This window comes from Pseudomonas sp. B21-017 (assembly GCF_024749245.1).
GTDB lineage: Bacteria > Pseudomonadota > Gammaproteobacteria > Pseudomonadales > Pseudomonadaceae > Aquipseudomonas.
Window position 1 is genome coordinate 1,992,572 of the sequence record NZ_CP087194.1, and the last position, 17,824, is coordinate 2,010,395.

Sequence of the window (17,824 nt, forward strand, 5' to 3'; positions counted from 1 at the left end):
TCTTTTATCGTTGCAGTCAGATGGCCCCGGCGGCGCGCATTTCTTCAATGCGCTCCGCGCCCAGCCCCAGTTCCCTGAGCAACTGTTCGGTGTGTTGACCAAGGCCCGGTACGGCATCCATGCGCGGCTCGAATGCGCTGCTGCTGCCGGGCGGGATCAGACTTGGAATGGGGCCGGCAGAGGTTTCAACGGCTCGCCAACGGTCACGAGCCTGAAGTTGCGGGTGGTCCCAGACACCTTGCATGTCATTCACCCGGGCGTTGGCGATTTGCGCATGGTCGAGGCGATCGATCACTGCATCGAAGTTGAGCGTGGAGAACGATTCGATGATCAGTTCCCGTAGCGCATTGCGGTTCTCGACGCGTTTGAAGTTGGCCGAGAAACGCGGGTCTTTTGCCAGTTCGGGGGCAAGCAGCACCTTCTCGCAAAACAGCTGCCATTCACGCTCGTTCTGCAAACCCAGCATCACGGTGGTGCCGTCACCGATGGGGAAGGGGCCATAGGGGTAAATGGTGGCGTGCGCTGCACCGGCGCGAGGGGGTGGAGGCGCACCGTCGTAGGCGTAGTACATCGGGTAATTCATCCACTCGACCAGGCTTTCGAGCATCGACACATCGAGGTGGCTGCCTTCGCCGGTCCGTTCGCGCAGCAGCAGGGCAGACAGAATCCCGGTGTAGGCGTACATGCCGGCCGCGATGTCGGCGATGGAGCAACCGGCCTTGGCCATTTCGTCCTCGCCCGGACTGCCGGTGACCGATAGAAAGCCGCCTTCACTCTGGATCAGCAAGTCGTAGGCTTTCTTCTTCTCATAGGGACCACCGACGCCATAGCCTGAAATGTCACAGACAATCAGGCGTGGAAAGCGCTGGTGCAACACCTCAAATGACAATCCCATCCGCGCAGCGGCACCGGGTGCCAGGTTCTGTACGAGCACGTCGGCAGTGGCCAGCAAACTGTCCAGCACCTCGGTGGCCGAGTCCTGCTTCAGGTCGAGGGTCAGGCTTTCTTTCGAACGGTTGGTCCAGACGAAGTGCGAAGCCAGGCCGTTGACGCGTTGGTCGTAGCCCCGGGCGAAATCACCTGTGCCTGGACGTTCGACCTTGATCACCCGGGCGCCGAGGTCGGCCAGTTGGCGGGTGCAGAAGGGCGCTGCAATGGCATGCTCAAGGCTGACGACGGTAATGCCATCGAGCGGGCGGAGGCCTTTGGGCTGGCTCATGATGTTTATCTCTCTTGTTATTAGAAAGAGCGCGGCAGTTCGAGCAGGTGTTCGGCAACGTACGACAGGATCAGGTTGGTGGAGATGGGTGCGACCTGATACAGACGGGTTTCGCGGAACTTGCGCTCGACGTCGTATTCGCAGGCAAAGCCAAATCCGCCGTGGGTTTGCAGGCAAGCATTCGCGGCCTCCCAGGACGCCTTGGCCGCCAGGTACTTGGCCATGTTGGCGCTGGCCCCGGCGTTGATGCCGCTGTCGTATTCCTCGCAGGCACGCCAGCGCATCAGGTCGGCCGCTTCGATTTCGATGTGGGCTTCGGCGATCGGGAACTGCACGCCCTGGTTCTGCCCGATCGGGCGCCCGAACACCACGCGGTCGCGGGCATAGGCGCTGGCCTTTTCGATAAACCAGCGACCGTCACCGATGCACTCGGCGGCGATCAAGGTGCGTTCGGCATTCAGTCCGTCGAGGATGTACCGGAAGCCTTTGCCTTCTTCGCCAATCAGGCTGTCAGCGGGGATTTCCAGGTTGTCGAAGAACAACTCGTTGGTTTCGTGATTGACCATGTTCGCGATGGGCTGCACGGTCATGCCATTGCCGATGGCCTCGCGCAGGTCGACGAGGAAGATCGACATGCCTTCGGACTTTTTCTTCACGTCGGCCAACGGCGTGGTGCGTGCCAGCAGGATCATCAGGTCGGAATGCTGAACGCGCGAGATCCACACCTTCTGCCCGTTGATCACGTACTTGTCGCCTTTGCGTACGGCAGTAGTCTTGATCTTGGTGGTGTCGGTGCCGGTGGTGGGCTCGGTCACTCCCATCGACTGAAGGCGCAATTCACCGTTGGCCAGTTTCGGCAGGTAGTAACTTTTCTGCGCCTCGCTGCCGTGTCGCAGCAGGGTGAACATGTTGTACATCTGCCCGTGCACGGTCCCGGAGTTGCCGCCGCAGCGGTTCACTTCTTCGAGGATCACCGAGGCCTCGGCCAGCCCCAGGCCGGAGCCGCCGTATTCAACCGGGATCATCGCCGCCAGCCAGCCCGCGTCGGTCAGGGCCTTGACGAAGGTTTCTGGAAAGCCTTTTTCTTCGTCGATTTTGCGCCAGTAAGCGGCATCGAATTCTGCGCAAAGAGCGCGTACGCCCTCGCGGATGGCATTGAGTTCTTCAGCGTTGCGATCAGTCATTATTATTCTCCTCAACGTGCCACGCCTGGCATCAGCCCGGCGTGACCCGGTCCGGGTAGGGCGCAATCAGATCGGGTTGAAACCCAGCGCCGCACGAAAGCGATTCTTGATGTAGTGACCATCACGCGGTGGCAGCACCCGTGGCGGGTTTTCAGCTTTGATCTTGATCGTTGCGAGCTTGACGCCGTCGCGGGTGGCGAAGCGCTCGCGCAGGTCATGCACGCCTTGCATGTCACGGATTTCGTCGGTCCAGCTGAAGCCGCAGGTCTTCGCCACTTGGTCCAGGGAAATACCAAAACCCGCGTGGCTGACTTGCATGCCGGTTTCGCCAAAGTGACCGTTATCCAGCACGGCGATGGTCAGGTTGGCGGGTTTTTGCAGCGCGACGGTGGCCAGTGCGCCGAAGCCCATGAGCAACTCGCCGTCGCCGGTGACCACCACCACCGACTTGTCCGGCTGGGCATTCGCCAGGCCCAGGCCGACCGTGATGGCGCTGCCCATGGCGGCCCAGAGGTAGTAATTCAGGTCGTGGTCACCGGCGGCCATGACGTCATAGGACGCCGAGCCCAGGCCGGTCACGACCAGCACGTCCTTGCGGTCGGCCAGCAAGGCCTTGACCACTTCGCGGCGGCACAGGGTGTGGTTGGCGCTTATTTGACCCATTTCTTTTCTCCAATCAGGCGCTGGCCGAGCAGCAGGGCAGTGGCGGAATCACCGTTGAAGGCCATGGTCGCGGCGCCGTGCAGCAGCGGGGCGACGTCTTCGGGAACGTCCGCGCGCCAGGTCATGACTTTCATCAGGTTCAGGGAGGCTTCGGTGGCCTGGCCCATGGGGTTCTGCCACGCGTTGAATTCGGCCCAGTCACCGCGCATGGTCACCACCATCAACAGCGGAAAACCGGCACAGACCTGAAGTGCCAGGGTGTTGATGCAGTTTCCGACGCCGCTGGATTGCATCAACAGGGCACCGCGTTCACCGCCCAGCCAGGCGCCGGCGAGGTAGCCGATGCCTTCTTCTTCGGTGGTGAGGACCACGGCCTTGATGTCCGGGTCGGCATACGACATGCGGATGGCCGCCGAGTGGCCTGCATCCGGTACGAAGACCACATGTTTGACGTCGTGGGCCTTGAGCACGCGGAACACGTCCTCCTGCCAATCCTGCCCCACGGTTTGTTCAGCTTCTGTTGACATGCCAGTCTCCCAAGCAGTGCTGCTTTTGTGTTTTCACACATTCTGGGAGTGCTGATTGCTGCCGACGACTACCGTTTTTGTCTTTGAGATATGCCTGTTTTGTATAGCTTGGCGGTGAACGCGTAGCGCAGCAGGGAACGGCGATAACCACACATTATGGGAAGAGCAAAACCGAGCAGCAGCCTTGCGCAAAGGTGCCGAGCCTGGGTGCCGGGCCATAGCATTTGGGCATATCAGCTAGAGCGTGATCCGCTCTTATTGAGGAGGTGGGGCTAGGGTAGTTTTCCGACTACGTGGTTACAGCGCGTAACCGACGCAACAACAATAAGAAGGGGTTACACCTAATGAAAAACAGGCTACCGGCTGCGGCAGGCATTCTGATCGCCATGCTATTGGGGGTTCTTATCGGTTACATGATTTTCCTGAACTTCCCGGACAAAGCGATGGCAACCAGGATCGCCGGTTATATCTCGATCATCTCTGACATTTTTCTACGCCTGATCAAAATGCTCATCGCTCCTCTGGTGTTCTCGACCCTGGTGGTGGGCATCGCTCATATGGGGGATGCAAGCGCTATCGGCCGGGTATTCGGCAAGGCACTGGGCTGGTTCGTAACAGCCTCATTGATCTCGCTGTCGGTGGGGTTGGTCATGGCGAACATGTTGCAGCCCGGGCACAACCTGGGATTGCCGCTGCCAGACGTGACCAGTACGACCAACTTGCAAACGTCGGTATTCACCCTCAAGGATTTCATGACCCATCTGGTGCCCAAATCCTTCGCAGAGGCCATGGCCACCAACGAAATTCTGCAAATCGTGGTGTTCTCGATATTTTTCGGCGTTGCGTTGGCCTCCTTGGGCAAGAAAGCCGCCGGCCTGGTGAATGTCATCGAAGACCTGTCCCACGCAATGTTGAAGGTCACCGGTTATGTGATGAAGCTTGCACCACTGGCGGTGATGGCGGCCATGGCAGCAACCGTTGCCATCAACGGCCTGTCCATTCTGGTCAAGTTCGCCGTGTTCATGCGCGACTTCTATTTCGGGCTGATCGTGCTCTGGGTCATGTTGGTGTTTGCCGGCTGGATGTTCCTCGGACGGCGTGTGTTCAAACTGGTGGTGTTGATCAGAGAAGCTTTCCTTCTGTCTTTTGCCACTGCCAGTTCCGAGTCGGCTTACCCGAAGATTCTTCACGCGCTGGATCGTTTTGGAGTCAAACGCAGAATCTCCAGTTTCGTCATGCCCATGGGCTATTCCTTCAATCTGGATGGCTCGATGATGTACTGCACCTTTGCCGTGCTGTTCATCGCTCAGGCGTATGGCATCGAGATGTCTATCGGTACGCAGATCACCATGCTGTTGACGCTGATGCTGACCTCCAAAGGCATGGCCGGCGTGCCGCGTGCTTCGCTGGTGGTCATTGCAGCGACGCTGACTCAGTTCGATATCCCCGAAGCCGGTCTGCTGCTGATCTTGGGGATCGATACCTTTCTGGACATGGGCCGCTCGGCGACCAACGCGGTGGGCAATTCCATCGCAACCGCGGTGGTGGCCAAATGGGAGGGCGAGTTGGTGAGTGAGGATGAGGCCGAGCGTCATGCAACTGCGCTGGATGTTCAGGGTGATACAGGAGAAAAACCGCTGACGGTCTGACCTGTTATCGGTGCATCTTCAAGATCAAAGGGTGAGCATTCACAGAGGTGGGTGCTCGCCCTTTCTCGTGATCAGGACTTGCGTTGCAGGGTGTGGTAACCCAGCTCTGACCTGGCTTCCCTGAGGGATTTGCCTTCAGCGATCAGGGCGCGGATACGGGCTTCCACTGCTTCGATCGAGCGGGCGCAGGCGGCCACTTCACTGGCACGCTCCCGAGGCACGATGACCACGCCGTTGGCATCGGCGACCACAATGTCTCTGGCGCACACGCGGGCCTGGCCGATGGACACCGGCTGATTGACCGACGCTACTTCGACCCGATCTTTCCCGGTACGCATGAACCGGCCTTTGCTGAACAGTGGATAGCCATCACCGAGTGCCTTGCTGACATCTCGGCAGACACCGTCGATAACGGTCGCTGCAATCCGTTGGCTCCCGGCATACTGGGTCATGATGTCGCCCCAGACGGTGCAATCGGTGCGCCCGTCGTTGTCGATCACCACCACGTCGCCTTCGGCCACATCGTCGATGAAATCTCCGACCGTTCCCGGCGGGCAACTGGCGCTGACGTAGCGCACGGTGAAGGCTGGCCCGACCACCACTTGCCGATAGTTGTCCAGTGGCATGATGCCCAGGCACTGGCCAGGCAGGCCCAGCTTATCCAGGGCATCGGACACACCCGGCGTATCCAGGCCTTCAAACAGGGCAACCAATTCTTTGTCTTGGGGGGACATGTGTAACGCCTCGCAGTGATGACAGAATCGTTCAAACAGAAGCCGCTCACATGAGCGGCTCGGCTTTGTTCGCAATGCACTTCAAACCGGGGCGTTCAATCTCGCCCGAGGCTCGGAAATGGTCAGCAAGAGGATGAAGCTGATAAATGAGCCGACCGCCAACCAGGCGAACACATAGTTCCAGCCATAGTTGTCCAGTAGCAGTCCGGTAATGAACGGCGTCGCTGCGGCACCCAACTGACCGACCATGTTCACGATGGCGTTGGAGATGGGGAACGTCTTTTTGGTGGTCAGCCCCATTGGGTAAACCATGTAGGAGGAGAAGCCCAGGCTCAGCACAACACCGGTCAGCATCAGCAACAAGCCATAGGGCAGGGGTTCGGCGGGCGAATTGATCAGCAGATACATCATCAGCGACGTGCCGAGCGCAGACAGCAGCATGCCGGGTTTGCGCCGCCCGCCCATCAGCCGGTCCGAGCAGAAACCACCCAGCAAGTTGCCGAGCACGGCGCCCACCCATGGCGCAGCCGACACCAGCCCCATGTTCATGATCGAGAACTGTTTGACCGTCATCAGGTAGGTCGGAATCCAGGCCAGCAGTACGCTCGATACGCCCAGTTGGAAGCAATAACTGGTGGCGCAGCCCCAGATGTTCCAGGACTTGAACACCTGCCGGTTGGTTTCCAGGGGCGTTTCATGGCGTGCACGTATGACTCGATCGAGTTTGCCCACCCAGGCTGGAATCTTCCGGGGGCGGGTTGGCTGAGTCGCTTCAGTGCTGCCGGTTTCTTCGATGATGTAGTTGAGTTCGGCTGCGTTGACGAACGGGCTCCGGGAGGGGTGATCGGTGACCATGAAGTACCAGATCACCGCCAGTACGATGCCGGGCAGGGCGAAAAAGTAGAAGATCTCTCGCCAGCCCCATACCGAAATGATCACTGCACAGAGCGGTGGCACGATCACTGGCCCGAACTTGACGGCGGACAGAAATATCCCTGAGGCGGTGCCTTTTTCCCGCGCTGGAAACCAGTTGTTGATGGTCGTGGTCATGCTGATCGGCAGTGGGCCTTCAGCGACGCCAAGTCCCAGGCGATACAGTTTCAATGCCAACAGTGAGCTGGCAGTACCCACCAGGCCGGTCAGCAATGAGGTCAGCACCATGGCGCCAGGCAGGATCCTGCTGACGCCGAAACGGCCGAAGGCAAACCCGGAAGGGATTTGTGCCAGGGCATAGGCCAGCAGAAACAGGCTCATCAAGCCACCGGCCTCGGCATTGCTCATTTCAAACTCTTTACGAATGAACGGCAGCGCGACACCCAGGTTGGCCCGGTCGGCGGCAGCAATGGTGTAAATCAGAAAAATCAGGGCCGCAACCACCCAGCGGTAATTGCTGCGCACAGCAGGTTTTATGACTTCAGGCATAGACATGGGCTGGACCTTGTTTTTGTAGGTGTTGTCCGGCCAAAGTAATGAGTGTGAATCTGCAAAAAAAGCGACAAATATTCAGCTCAACGGATCACTTTTATTGATGAAAGAGTGTGGCCGAATGGCCAAAGTTTTTCGACCGGGTGCGCTTACCTTCGGATTGATTGCACCACTAGAGGGCTATCCGGGAGCTTTCCCATCCACGAGAGCGCCTTTTACGGACCACTGGAGGGCCCGAATGCGCCATTACGCACAGGTCGTGGATTACACGCAGGTCGCAATGCGTTGATCGATTTGTGGGAGCGCCAACGTGAAGAGCCGTTTTCATCTGCATTTCTCCCTCTGCTCAAGGGCAGGGAACCATCCGATCGTGGCGGTGGCCCGAGCCCTGAGACGGGTGAGTTAGAACGAGTAGCGACGCATACCGCCATCCACCAGCAGTACAGTGCCGGTGATGTAGCTTGCGCGAGGGGAAGCAAGGAAGGTCACTGCGTTAGCCACATCTTCAGGCTGGCCAAAGTCACGCAGTGCAATCTCTCGGTCGGCGAATTTTTTACGCTCTTCGCCCGGATACAGACGGCGGATCTGAGCCGTATCGATCAGCCCAGGCTGTACACAGTTCACCGTGATACCGTGCTGGCCAAGCTGTTCAGAAAGACCTTTTGACCATACGACGATACCGGCTTTAGCCACCATTGCCGCGTTGACGACTTCCGGCTCAAGATTGCCGGAGAGGCTGATGATTGCTCCGGACTTACGCTGAAGGAAGTTTGGCAACAGTTTTTGGGTCAGCTGACGATGACGGTCAAAGTTCAGCGTCATGCCTTCGATCCATTGTTCTTCAGGAGCATCAATGTCCATCGGACGGCTGCCGCCCGCGTTGTTGACCAGGATGTCGATGTGACCTATAGCGGCCAGAGCAGCACTTGCAATTCTTTCTGGGCCGTCAGCCGCGACAAAATCCTGAACGAAGGTGATCGGTGCTATACCACCCGCATCGGTGATTTCGCTTGCCAAACTGGCCAACAGCTCTTCGTTTCGCGCAGTAGCAAATACCTTCACACCTTCCGCGGCCAGGCTTTTGACAATGGCTCGTCCGAGCCCTTGGCTAGCACCGGTTACCAAAGCAGTTTTTCCAGCAAGTTGCATATCCATGGCGCGTCCTCGAATAGACAGATTGAAAAATACAGTGGGGACGAACTGAGTGTTCGCCCTGATTCGAGGAGCAATTTAGGCCTTGCTGAATGGGGGATAAACGGCCCGATTAGAACTTGATTAGTACTGTGTCGTTACCAATCGCTCTCACTTAAGACCTGCCTCGGAGAACAGTTCCATCAACCACTCCATGAACACACGAACTTTTGGTGAAAGGTGACGACGGTCGGTCAGGAGCATTGATACGGGCTTTGCGACTGTACGCAGTTGCGGAAGGACTTCAATCAGTTCTCCCGAGTCGATATGCCTCTGTAGCGAGGGCCGCAATCCTTGAAGCAATCCGAGCCCGTCCAGGCCGCAAGAGAGAAAAGCTTCGGAGTCGTCGACCACGATCCCGCTTTGGACTTTGACGGAAATGACGCCATCTCCATCCTGAAATTTCCACGGCATGATCTTGCGTCGATGCTCAATGAGGAAGTTGACTGCCAGGTGGTTATCCAGTTCATCCAGGGATTTAGGCGTACCGAATCGCTCAAGATAAGAAGGCGCGGCACAGGTCACCATAGGCACCAACCCGATACGGCGCGCTATCAAACTCGAGTCGTCCAGCTCGCCCAGGCGGACGGCGCAATCTATGCCCTCAGCAATGAGATCAATTTGATGATCAGTCGATCCCAGCGTCAGTTCGACTTGTGGGTAGAGGTCTCGAAACCCGGGAAGCGCAGGAATGATGATCGCTTTTGCCAGTACGACAGGAACGTCCACCCGTAGCTTGCCTCGCGGTGGGCGTGTGGGCGAAAACCAGTCGAAGGTATCTGCAAGATCGCCCAATAATTGCTTACATCGGTTGTAAAACTCCTCACCCTCCGGAGTGACGTTGACCCGTCGAGTGGTTCTATGAAGCAGCTGGACGTTCAACTCACTCTCAAGGTTCTGGATAGCCTTCGAGAGTGCAGGGCGGTGCAACTGGAGAGCTTCCGCTGCGCGCGTATAGCTACGTTGCTCAACAACAGCAACGAATATCTCCATCGCCTCGATCATATTCATCTAGAAGCCTCGAAGCTGCAGTTCTCAGCAGGAATCTGCCGATCGCTGCAAGTGTAATCGAGTGCGAAATATTGCACGTTCTTCACCTACGGGTTAACGCAGGGCGCTACAGAACGCCCGGATGGCCTCGCAAGCCTGACACAATGAAGCGTCATCCAGAGCATAGGCAATGCGAATATAGGGGCCAAGGCCAAAGGCGCTGCCATGCACCACGGCCACATCCGCTTCGTCGAGCAGCGCATGCGCCACATCTTCGTCGGTGTGCAGAACTCGCCCGCCTGGGGACGTTCGGCCAATCAGTCCGGCGCAGGAGGCGAATGCATAGAACGCACCTGCTGGAGCCGCGCATTCGAGTCCTGGAATGTCGTTTAGCAGCGTCACCATCAAATCTCGGCGGCGCTGGAACACGACACGGCTTTCGTGGATGAAATCCTTAGGCCCCTCCAGTGCTGTGAGTGCCGCCTGTTGCGAGATCGAACTGGCGCCAGAGGTTTGCTGGCCTTGCAGTTTTTCCATGGCCTCCAGCAACCAGCGCGGCCCGGTGGCAAAACCGATGCGCCAGCCGGTCATGGCGTAGGCCTTGGAGACACCGTTCATGGTCAGGGTTCGCGGAGCTAGTCGTGGCTCCGCCTGGGCCAGGGTATGGAACGCTTGATCGTCGAAGATCAGGTGCTCATAGATGTCGTCGGCCAGGATCAGTACATGGGGGTGATCCAGCAACACCGCCGCCAGTGCGCGAAGCTCAGCCTCGCTGTACACCGCGCCGGTGGGATTGGACGGTGAGTTGAGGATCAACCAGCGGGTTTGCGGGGTGATCGCGGCGGCCAGTGCCGGGGGCGTCAGCTTGAAACCGGTGTCGGCGTCGCAGGTGACGATCCGCGCTTCACCGCCGCACAGTTGCACCATCTCCGGGTAGCTGACCCAGTACGGCGCCGGCACGATAACCTGGTCGCCCTCGTTGAGTGTTGCAGCCAGGGCGTTGTAGATCACCTGTTTGCCACCGTTGCAGACGAGGGTGTCTTGCCAGGTGACGTCCAGGCCATTCTCGCGGCGGAATTTGGCGGCCACTGCTTCTCGCAGTGAACGGACCCCGGCGACCTGAGTGTAGCGGGTATGGCCGTGTTCAATGGCATTAATGGCCGCTTCGCGCACATGCCTGGGGGTATCGAAGTCGGGCTCGCCGGCGCACAGCGAAATGATCTTCGCGCCTTGTGCCCGGCGTTCCGCCACCCGGTCCATGATCCGGTAGGTCGCGGAAGGTTGCGCGCTGGCCAGGCGCTGGTTCAGTCGTTGGATATCAAGGCTCATGCGCGGGTTCTCCACTCGGTCAGGTTCATCAGTTCCAGGGTCGAGCGGCCTTCGGTCAGCGCCTGCATCATCTGCGTTTCCTTGTTCGCGCGCACCTCGCCTTCGGCCAGGGTACGCGCCGCATCCGCCTTGGGGATGATGATGACGCCGTCATCGTCGGCCACCACCAGATCACCCTGAGCCACCAAGGCACCGTTGAAATTGAACGGTTGCCCCACCGACGGGGCGCTGGCCTTGACCGTGCCTTTGACCGAGATGCCACGGGCAAATACCGGGAACTGGCGTTTCTTCAGGGCCGCGATATCGCGTACGCCGCCATCGATCACCAGACCTACCACGCCAGCCGCTTCGGCCGCCACGGTGAGCACTTCGCCCCAGTAACCGGCGATGAAACCGCCCGTGCCCACGACCAGTACGCTGCCACGGGGCACTCGTTCCATCGCCAGGTGCAGGGCCAGGTTGTCGCCCGGCGAACATTCCAGCGGGTAGGCGGGGGCGGCGATGAAGGCGCCGTCCCAGATCGGGCGGATCACACTGTCGACCGCGCAGGGCAGATGGGACGCTTCATACAGCGTCGAACTGCCCAGTACTTTTGCCCGTTGGTGAAAATCCGCGGGGAAGGGGAGCGTGCTCATCAGGCTTTCCTCTGCAGGCTGTGGTAGCCCAGGGCGGCCCGGGCTTCCTTAAGGGTTTTGCCCTGAGCGATCAGGGCACGAATGTCGGCTTCGACCGATTCGATCTGACGGGCACACGCCGCCACTTCCGCCGCACGCGCGCGAGGCACGATCACCACGCCGTTGGCGTCGGCGACCACGATGTCTCGGGAGCAGACCCGTGCGGTGCCGATCGACACTGGCTGGTTGACCGACTGCACCTGCACCCGGTCTTTGCCGGTACGCATGAAGCGGCCCTTGCTGAAGATCGGATAGCCATCGCCCAGCGCCTTGTTCACGTCACGGCATACGCCGTCGATGACCGTGGCGGCGATCTGCCGGGTGCCGGCGTACTGGGTCATGATGTCGCCCCAGACGGTGCAGTCGGTGCGGCCGCCGTTGTCGATGACCACCACGTCGCCGGGCGCCACGTCTTCGATGAAATCGCCCACGGTGCCAGGCGGTACGCTAGCCGAGACGTATTGCACGGTGAACGCCGGACCGACGATGACCTTGCTGTAGTTGTCCAGTGGCGCCAAACCGAGGCATTGGCCGGGCAGGCCAAGTTTGTCCAGGGCATCGGAGATACCCGGAGTGTCCAGACCTTCAAACAAGGCGACCAGTTCTTTGTCTTCGATGTTCATCAGGCGTGCTCCACGTGGATCGCTTCGAATTGGGTGTCATGCATCACTTCGGCTACCGAGCGACCGCTGCGGACTGCCTCGACCATGCCGTCCTGGCGGCGAGCAATACGCTCGCCAAGGTCGACCACTTTCTCGATATGGGTTGAGGGCACGAACACCGTGCCGCAGGTATCGGCGATGACATAGTCGTTCTCGCTGACATCGACGCCGGCGACGTTGATCGTCACGCCAGCATCGATCTGCACCACCCGATTGCGCGCGCTGATCATGGTCACGCCACGGCCGTAAACCGGGTAACCGATGGCTTCGCTACCGTCGATGTCGCGACTGAAACCGTCGATCACCGTGCCGCGCACTTTCTTGCCGGCCGCTGCGTTTGCGAGGATGTCACCCCAGCAGGAGATGCCTTCGATACCACCGGCGATCACCAGCACGCGATCGTCGCTGTCGATCTGTTCAACCACCGGGGTAATCAGGTGCACTGTGGGCGCACTGTCGGATTTTGGCGCCAGCAGCACCGTGCTGGCGCGGCCGACGATCCTTGGGCAGTTCCACAACGGGCGCAGCCCAACGGTGGCACCCGGCAGGCCGAGGAAGTCGAGCGCATCGGAAACCGTATTGGTATCCAGCGCCGCCAAGCGATCCAGCAAACTCTTGTGGATCATGCTCTTGTTAATCATTGGAAAAGCCCCAGTGGTGACGGAGGCGCCCAGTGTCTGCGAGAGCATTTGATAGGTATATTACGAATCACAGAAGCGTTGGATACGCTAAACCTATGGATAAATCATGATCAATTTTCGTCTGATTCGTCATCTCTGGTTGTTCCTCGCGGTGGCCGAAGAACAGAATTTCGGCCGCGCGGCCAAGCGGCTGGGCATGTCCCAGCCACCGCTGAGCGAGCAGATCCAGGTGCTGGAGCAGGCGCTCAAGGTCAAGCTGTTCGACCGTTCGCGACGCGGGGCGAAACTGACCCCTGTTGGCGCCGCGATCCTGCCGGCGGTGCGCAAGTTCGCCGACCAACTGGAGCGTCTGGAGCTCGCCGTGGAGGAGGCGGTGGCGGGGCAGTCGGGGATGTTGACCATCGGTGCGATTTCCACGGCGATGTTCGATGTGTTGCCGGGGCTGATCGAGCAGCTGAAGAACGATTACCCGCACCTCACCGTGTCCGTGCGCGAAATCGACAGCGTCGAAGCCGTCCCGGCACTGGAGGCCGGTGATATCGATTTGGCCTTCGCCCGGCTGGACGGTGATCTTGGCGCTTCGATCAATTCACTGCCGCTGTTGGAGGATCGCCTGGTGGTGGCGCTGCCCAGTGATCACCCCTTGGCTTCGCGCACACGCATCAGTCTGTCCAGTCTGTCCAATGAGCCGTTGGTGATGTTTTCCCGCAAGGTCAGCCCGGTGTACTTCGACAATCTGATCGCGACCTGCCGGGCCAGCGGGTTTTCCCCTCGGGTGCTGCATGAAGTGCGTTCCGTCGCTTCGCAAATTGCTTTTGTCAGCTATGGCCAAGGCATCGCACTGGTGCCGGCGTCACTGAAAAAACTGGCGCCGGACAACGTTGTGTTTCGGGCGCTGAGCCAGAAGCTCAATGTCGTGACCACCGCAGTGGCCTGGAATGCCGATCGGCCCAATCCGGTGGTGGAGGACGTCGTTGCCCGGTTCCGGGCCAAGGTGTGAGTTGGCCCAAGGACTGTGTGCGAACACCGATTGATAGGATTGGCCTATGAAAGCCTTCCTCAATCAGGAATTTACAGAACACCCGATTCCCTTGAAATTGCGAGCCTGGCTGCCGGCAACCCAGGCTCGGCGTAACCTTTCCGCTCAAGGAGTCCAACATCTTGCCCTCACCAGAAATGTTCACTCACGTGCAACTCCCTCTGACGGTGGAGGGTGTCCAGCTGAACGTGGCCGCCATCCATCGCGACGGCCACCTGGCGCCGATTGTGTTCCTGCATGGGTTTGGTTCGACCAAGGAGGACTACGCCGATATCGTGCATCAGCCCGCGTTTGCCGGTCACCCTTTCATCGCTTACGACGCACCGGGTTGCGGAGAAAGCCAGTGCAGTGACCTTTCCAGGATTTCCATTCCCTTTTTGTTGCAGACGGCGCTGCAGGTGCTGGCGCATTTCGGTATCGAGCGCTTCCATCTGGTCGGCCACTCGATGGGCGGGCTGACCGCGCTGATGCTGGCCCATCAGTTCCCGGATCGGGTGCTTAGCTTCGTCGATATCGAGGGCAATATCGCCCCGGAAGACTGCTTCCTCAGCCGGCAGATAGTCGATTATCCGAGCGACGATCCCGAGGCGTTTTTCGCTGCCTTCATCGAACGTGCCCGGCACGCCCCGGCGTATGCCAGCGCACTCTATTCCGCGAGCTTGCGGCACAAGGTGCGTGCCGGTGCGGTGCGAGGGATTTTTCAGTCGATGGTCGACCTCTCCGATAACGCCGACCTGATGAGCAAGTTCCTCGGGTTGAAGTGCCCGCGGATGTTCATGTACGGCGAACGGAACGCGTCATTGTCCTACTTGCCACACATCCAGGCAGAAGGTGTGCGGCTGGCGCCCATTCCCGAGTGTGGGCATTTCCCGATGTATTCCAATCCGATCGCGATGTGGCAACAGATCGCCGATTTCCAGGCGAGCACTGCGCAATAACAAAACAGGGCGCAGAACCTGTGGGATCGCGGCACCGCGCGCTCCCACAGGACTTTTGGCGCTCAAATTTCTTGGTCAGACCCCGGCAGCGCTCGGTTTTGAGTAACCCTTGAGCCCGGTGCGCTCTTCGATCTCACCGGAACCGCTGATGTACCCGTAGCGAGACAGATTCGGCATCAACATCGCGGCGATGAAGGTGATGGTCACCACCGCGGCGACATAGAAAAAGAAATACTCCTCGATCCCCTGCGAACGAAGCGACAAGGCGACGTACTCGGCAGTGCCGCCGAATGCCGCATTGCCGACGGCATACGGAAAGCCCACGCCCAGAGCGCGCACGGCAGGTGGGAACAGTTCGGCTTTGACGATCCCGGCGATCGGGGTGTAGAGCGAGGCAATGGCCAGCCCGCCAAACACCAGCAGAAACGCCATAAACGGGCTGCTGACCGACTGCAATGAATAGAGCAGGGGAATCACCAGCAACATGGCCAACCCGGAAAACATCAGCATGTGCGCCTTGATCCCGATGCGGTCGGCGAGCAAACCAAAGAGCGGCTGGCAGAGCATAAAGCCGACCAGGGCGGCGGTCATGATGAAGCTCACCGTTTCCGGGCTGAAGCCTGCGGAGATCACCAGGAATTTCTGCATGTAGGTGGTGAAGGTGTAGAAGTACAGCGAGCCACCGATGGTGAACGCCACCACCAGGGCGACCGCCCGTTTGTGTTTGAACAGGCCGCGCAGAGAGCCCGCATCTTTGCGGTTCATGTCTTTTTTGGTTGCGGTTTCATGCATGGCCCGCCGCAGATACACCACCACGATCGAGCTCAGGGCGCCGATGAAGAACGGAATCCTCCAGCCCCATTCGCGCAACTCTTCGCCGGTCAGGGTTTGCTGGAGAATGACCACGGTCATCAAGGCCAGCAACTGACCGGCAATGATGGTGAAGTACTGGAAGGAACCATAGAAACAGCGACGACCTGGTGTCGCAATTTCGCTGATGTAGGTGGCGCCGGTGCCGTACTCCGCGCCGACGGACAGGCCCTGAATCAACCTGGCCACCACCAGCAGGATCGGTGCCGCGACCCCTATGGTTGTGTAGGTGGGCATGACGGCGATCAGCAGCGAGCCGGCGCACATCATGAACACCGAGATAATCATCGACACCTTGCGGCCACGAGTGTCGGCAATCCAGCCGAATATCCAGCCACCGAGCGGGCGCATGAAAAAGCCGACGGCGAAGACCCCCGCGGTCGCCAATAGCTGACTGGTGGTGTCCCCCTTGGGGAAAAACGAAGCGGCAAAGTAGATGGCGGTGTAGGCGTAAATGAAAAAGTCGTACCACTCCACCAGATTGCCCGAGCAGGCACCCATGATGGCTTTGACGCGGTTCGGCGCTCTCATCGGAGCGGCTGCGGCAGCGTGGTCTTTGGCGTCTGTGATTGATGCGGACATGCTGTTCACCCTTTCTTCAAGGCGAGGCGATACGAGGAGCACGCTGATGCGTGTCCGACGTGACTGGCTCGATGGGTTGTCGGGTTTAACGAAGCGGCGTGAACTCGTTCGTGGCCGGGTTTACTGAAGAGAAAGGGGAGGGAGGATGCACGAGCATGGCGAGCTGTACGTGGCCGGGGGAAATCGGACAGGTCAGGTAAGACGAAGCATTGAACATCATGGCGCGAGCCCTCGAATCTTATTCTTGTAGTGAGTCGAGCGCTCTTTGGCGCCGACGTTGATTGCACGCTACCGCAGAGTCAGGAGGCTAATAAGCCGTCAGGCAGGCCTAACTGATATACCTGAATTCTATAGCTTGGCGTGCAGCCCCGGCGCGCTGGGGGATACAGCCGACTCGCCAGTCTTGAGGCCTCGCGATACACGGTTGGCGGGGCATTCCAAGGTGCGCAAATGCGATTACACTCACAGCACTTTCGACGCATATCGCGCCGAGCCCGATGCTGACTGGCCTGGTAATGGATGTCGTTCAACTCAAGACCCTGATTCATGTGGCCGAGCTGGGCAGTCTCAGCAAGGCCTCGGATCGTCTTCACATCGCGCAGCCGGCCCTGAGCCGGCAAATCCGGTTACTGGAAAAGGAACTCGGCACCTACCTGTTCGACCGACATGGGCGAGGCATGGAAATTACCGAGGCCGGCCGCGAAGTGCTGGCCCATGCCACCCGAATCATGGAAGAGATGGAGTCCATCCGAAGCTCGGTGGTGGGCGGAAAAACCTCTTTCCGTGGAACGGTGGTCATCGGGACAACGCCGACGGTCGCGGAAATCGTCACCGTCCCTCTGGTTCGCAAGATCAAAGAGGCGCATCCGAATCTCGGCATCAGGTTTTCCTCGGCCTTCAGCGGCTACCTGCTGGATTGGGTTCAGCGTGGCGAGTTGGAACTGGCGATTTCCTACGATCCGCAACCCCTGCACACGCTGCGTATCGTGCCGGTGATGATGGAAAACCTGCTGCTGGTCGGCCCTGCCAGCGCCAACCTGCGTCTTGATACGCCGGTGTCGTTCGCGTCGCTGGCCGAGCAACAGTTGGTATTGCCCAGCGCCCGACATGGCCTTCGGGTGATTTTGGATAATTGTGCGCGTGAAGTCGGGATCAAGCTCAAGACCAGCGTTGAAGCCGATTCCTTCGGCGCGATGATCGACCTGGTCCGCAATGGCTTCGGTTTGACCGCTTTGCCGTTGGCCTCGATTTACGCGCAAATCGAAGCGGGCGTGCTCAGTGCGGCACCGTTGGTCGACCCCGCTCCCATGCGTAAATTGGTCCTGGTCTTTCCCGCGGACAGGCGCGTCAGCCCGGCCGCGAAATTTGTCGGGGATGCCTTTATCGAAATTGCAGCCGATCTGGTCAATCGCAAAATCTGGGCCGGGCACATGCTTTGAGCCATCGGCCAATCTGTTAGCCCCTACCCGTTGTTGCGCAGCTGCTCACGACTTCTGCTTTTTTCTCA

At 59.3% G+C, this 17,824-nt stretch carries 17 protein-coding genes; 4 read left to right on the forward strand and 13 right to left on the reverse strand.

The features are described from left to right. Positions 1–16: 16 nt before the first annotated feature. The 4 genes from LOY28_RS08905 to LOY28_RS08920 form a co-directional block, all read right to left on the reverse strand. Positions 17–1,219, reverse strand: coding sequence for a CaiB/BaiF CoA-transferase family protein (locus tag LOY28_RS08905; RefSeq protein ID WP_168206158.1), 1,203 nt, complete (start codon positions 1,217–1,219; stop codon positions 17–19). A 20-nt stretch (positions 1,220–1,239) separates the two neighbouring features. Further along, positions 1,240–2,403 carry an acyl-CoA dehydrogenase family protein gene (locus tag LOY28_RS08910; protein WP_258613364.1) on the reverse strand — a complete coding sequence of 388 codons (1,164 nt, stop codon included), beginning with the start codon at positions 2,401–2,403 and terminating at the stop codon, positions 1,240–1,242. Positions 2,404–2,469: 66 nt separating this feature from the next. Then, positions 2,470–3,066, reverse strand: a complete 597-nt coding sequence (locus tag LOY28_RS08915; protein WP_258613365.1) for a thiamine pyrophosphate-dependent enzyme — start codon at positions 3,064–3,066, stop codon at positions 2,470–2,472. Then, complete coding sequence (locus LOY28_RS08920) at positions 3,054–3,593, reverse strand: thiamine pyrophosphate-binding protein (RefSeq protein ID WP_007896342.1); 540 nt, start codon at positions 3,591–3,593, stop codon at positions 3,054–3,056. The genes LOY28_RS08915 and LOY28_RS08920 overlap by 13 nt, the downstream gene beginning before the upstream one ends. Before the next feature lie 344 nt (positions 3,594–3,937). Here LOY28_RS08920 and LOY28_RS08925 point away from each other — a divergent pair, with 344 nt between their 5' ends. After that, the gene (locus LOY28_RS08925) at positions 3,938–5,242 is read left to right on the forward strand and encodes a dicarboxylate/amino acid:cation symporter (protein WP_258613366.1); all 1,305 of its coding nucleotides are present in this window, start codon (positions 3,938–3,940) and stop codon (positions 5,240–5,242) included. Positions 5,243–5,313: 71 nt separating this feature from the next. On the opposite strand, the gene LOY28_RS08930 is transcribed toward LOY28_RS08925, so the two are convergent. From LOY28_RS08930 to LOY28_RS08965, 8 genes are all read right to left on the reverse strand, one after another. After that, the gene (locus tag LOY28_RS08930; RefSeq protein ID WP_018928358.1) at positions 5,314–5,976 is read right to left on the reverse strand and encodes an RraA family protein; all 663 of its coding nucleotides are present in this window, start codon (positions 5,974–5,976) and stop codon (positions 5,314–5,316) included. A gap of 81 nt (positions 5,977–6,057) precedes the next feature. After that, a complete protein-coding gene (locus LOY28_RS08935; protein WP_258613367.1) occupies positions 6,058–7,404 on the reverse strand; it encodes an MFS transporter in 1,347 nt (448 codons plus the stop codon). A gap of 399 nt (positions 7,405–7,803) precedes the next feature. Continuing rightward, on the reverse strand, positions 7,804–8,556 hold the full coding sequence (locus LOY28_RS08940) for an SDR family NAD(P)-dependent oxidoreductase (protein ID WP_258613368.1): 753 nt from the start codon (positions 8,554–8,556) through the stop codon (positions 7,804–7,806). 147 nt (positions 8,557–8,703) lie between these two features. Continuing rightward, a complete protein-coding gene (locus LOY28_RS08945) occupies positions 8,704–9,603 on the reverse strand; it encodes a LysR family transcriptional regulator (RefSeq protein WP_258613369.1) in 900 nt (299 codons plus the stop codon). Positions 9,604–9,696: 93 nt separating this feature from the next. Beyond that, complete coding sequence (locus tag LOY28_RS08950) at positions 9,697–10,911, reverse strand: pyridoxal phosphate-dependent aminotransferase (RefSeq protein WP_258613370.1); 1,215 nt, start codon at positions 10,909–10,911, stop codon at positions 9,697–9,699. After that, positions 10,908–11,546 carry an RraA family protein gene (locus LOY28_RS08955; protein ID WP_018928351.1) on the reverse strand — a complete coding sequence of 213 codons (639 nt, stop codon included), beginning with the start codon at positions 11,544–11,546 and terminating at the stop codon, positions 10,908–10,910. Before LOY28_RS08955 ends, LOY28_RS08950 begins: the two co-directional genes overlap by 4 nt. Then, the gene (locus LOY28_RS08960; protein ID WP_258613371.1) at positions 11,546–12,208 is read right to left on the reverse strand and encodes an RraA family protein; all 663 of its coding nucleotides are present in this window, start codon (positions 12,206–12,208) and stop codon (positions 11,546–11,548) included. The genes LOY28_RS08955 and LOY28_RS08960 overlap by 1 nt, the downstream gene beginning before the upstream one ends. Further along, positions 12,208–12,873 carry an RraA family protein gene (locus LOY28_RS08965; protein ID WP_019581913.1) on the reverse strand — a complete coding sequence of 222 codons (666 nt, stop codon included), beginning with the start codon at positions 12,871–12,873 and terminating at the stop codon, positions 12,208–12,210. The genes LOY28_RS08960 and LOY28_RS08965 overlap by 1 nt, the downstream gene beginning before the upstream one ends. Before the next feature lie 121 nt (positions 12,874–12,994). Between LOY28_RS08965 and LOY28_RS08970 the strand changes: the two genes are divergently transcribed. Both LOY28_RS08970 and LOY28_RS08975 read left to right on the forward strand, forming a co-directional pair. Further along, entirely contained in the window at positions 12,995–13,888 is an 894-nt protein-coding gene (locus tag LOY28_RS08970; RefSeq protein WP_018928348.1) for a LysR family transcriptional regulator, read from the forward strand. Between the two features lie 161 nt (positions 13,889–14,049). After that, positions 14,050–14,865 (forward strand): alpha/beta fold hydrolase, encoded by an 816-nt coding sequence (locus LOY28_RS08975; protein ID WP_026286601.1) that lies wholly within the window; start codon positions 14,050–14,052, stop codon positions 14,863–14,865. Positions 14,866–14,940: 75 nt separating this feature from the next. On the opposite strand, the gene LOY28_RS08980 is transcribed toward LOY28_RS08975, so the two are convergent. Next, the gene (locus LOY28_RS08980; protein WP_258613372.1) at positions 14,941–16,317 is read right to left on the reverse strand and encodes an MFS family transporter; all 1,377 of its coding nucleotides are present in this window, start codon (positions 16,315–16,317) and stop codon (positions 14,941–14,943) included. A 497-nt stretch (positions 16,318–16,814) separates the two neighbouring features. Here LOY28_RS08980 and LOY28_RS08985 point away from each other — a divergent pair, with 497 nt between their 5' ends. After that, entirely contained in the window at positions 16,815–17,756 is a 942-nt protein-coding gene (locus LOY28_RS08985) for a LysR substrate-binding domain-containing protein (RefSeq protein ID WP_018928345.1), read from the forward strand. The last annotated feature ends 68 nt before the right edge of the window (positions 17,757–17,824 follow it).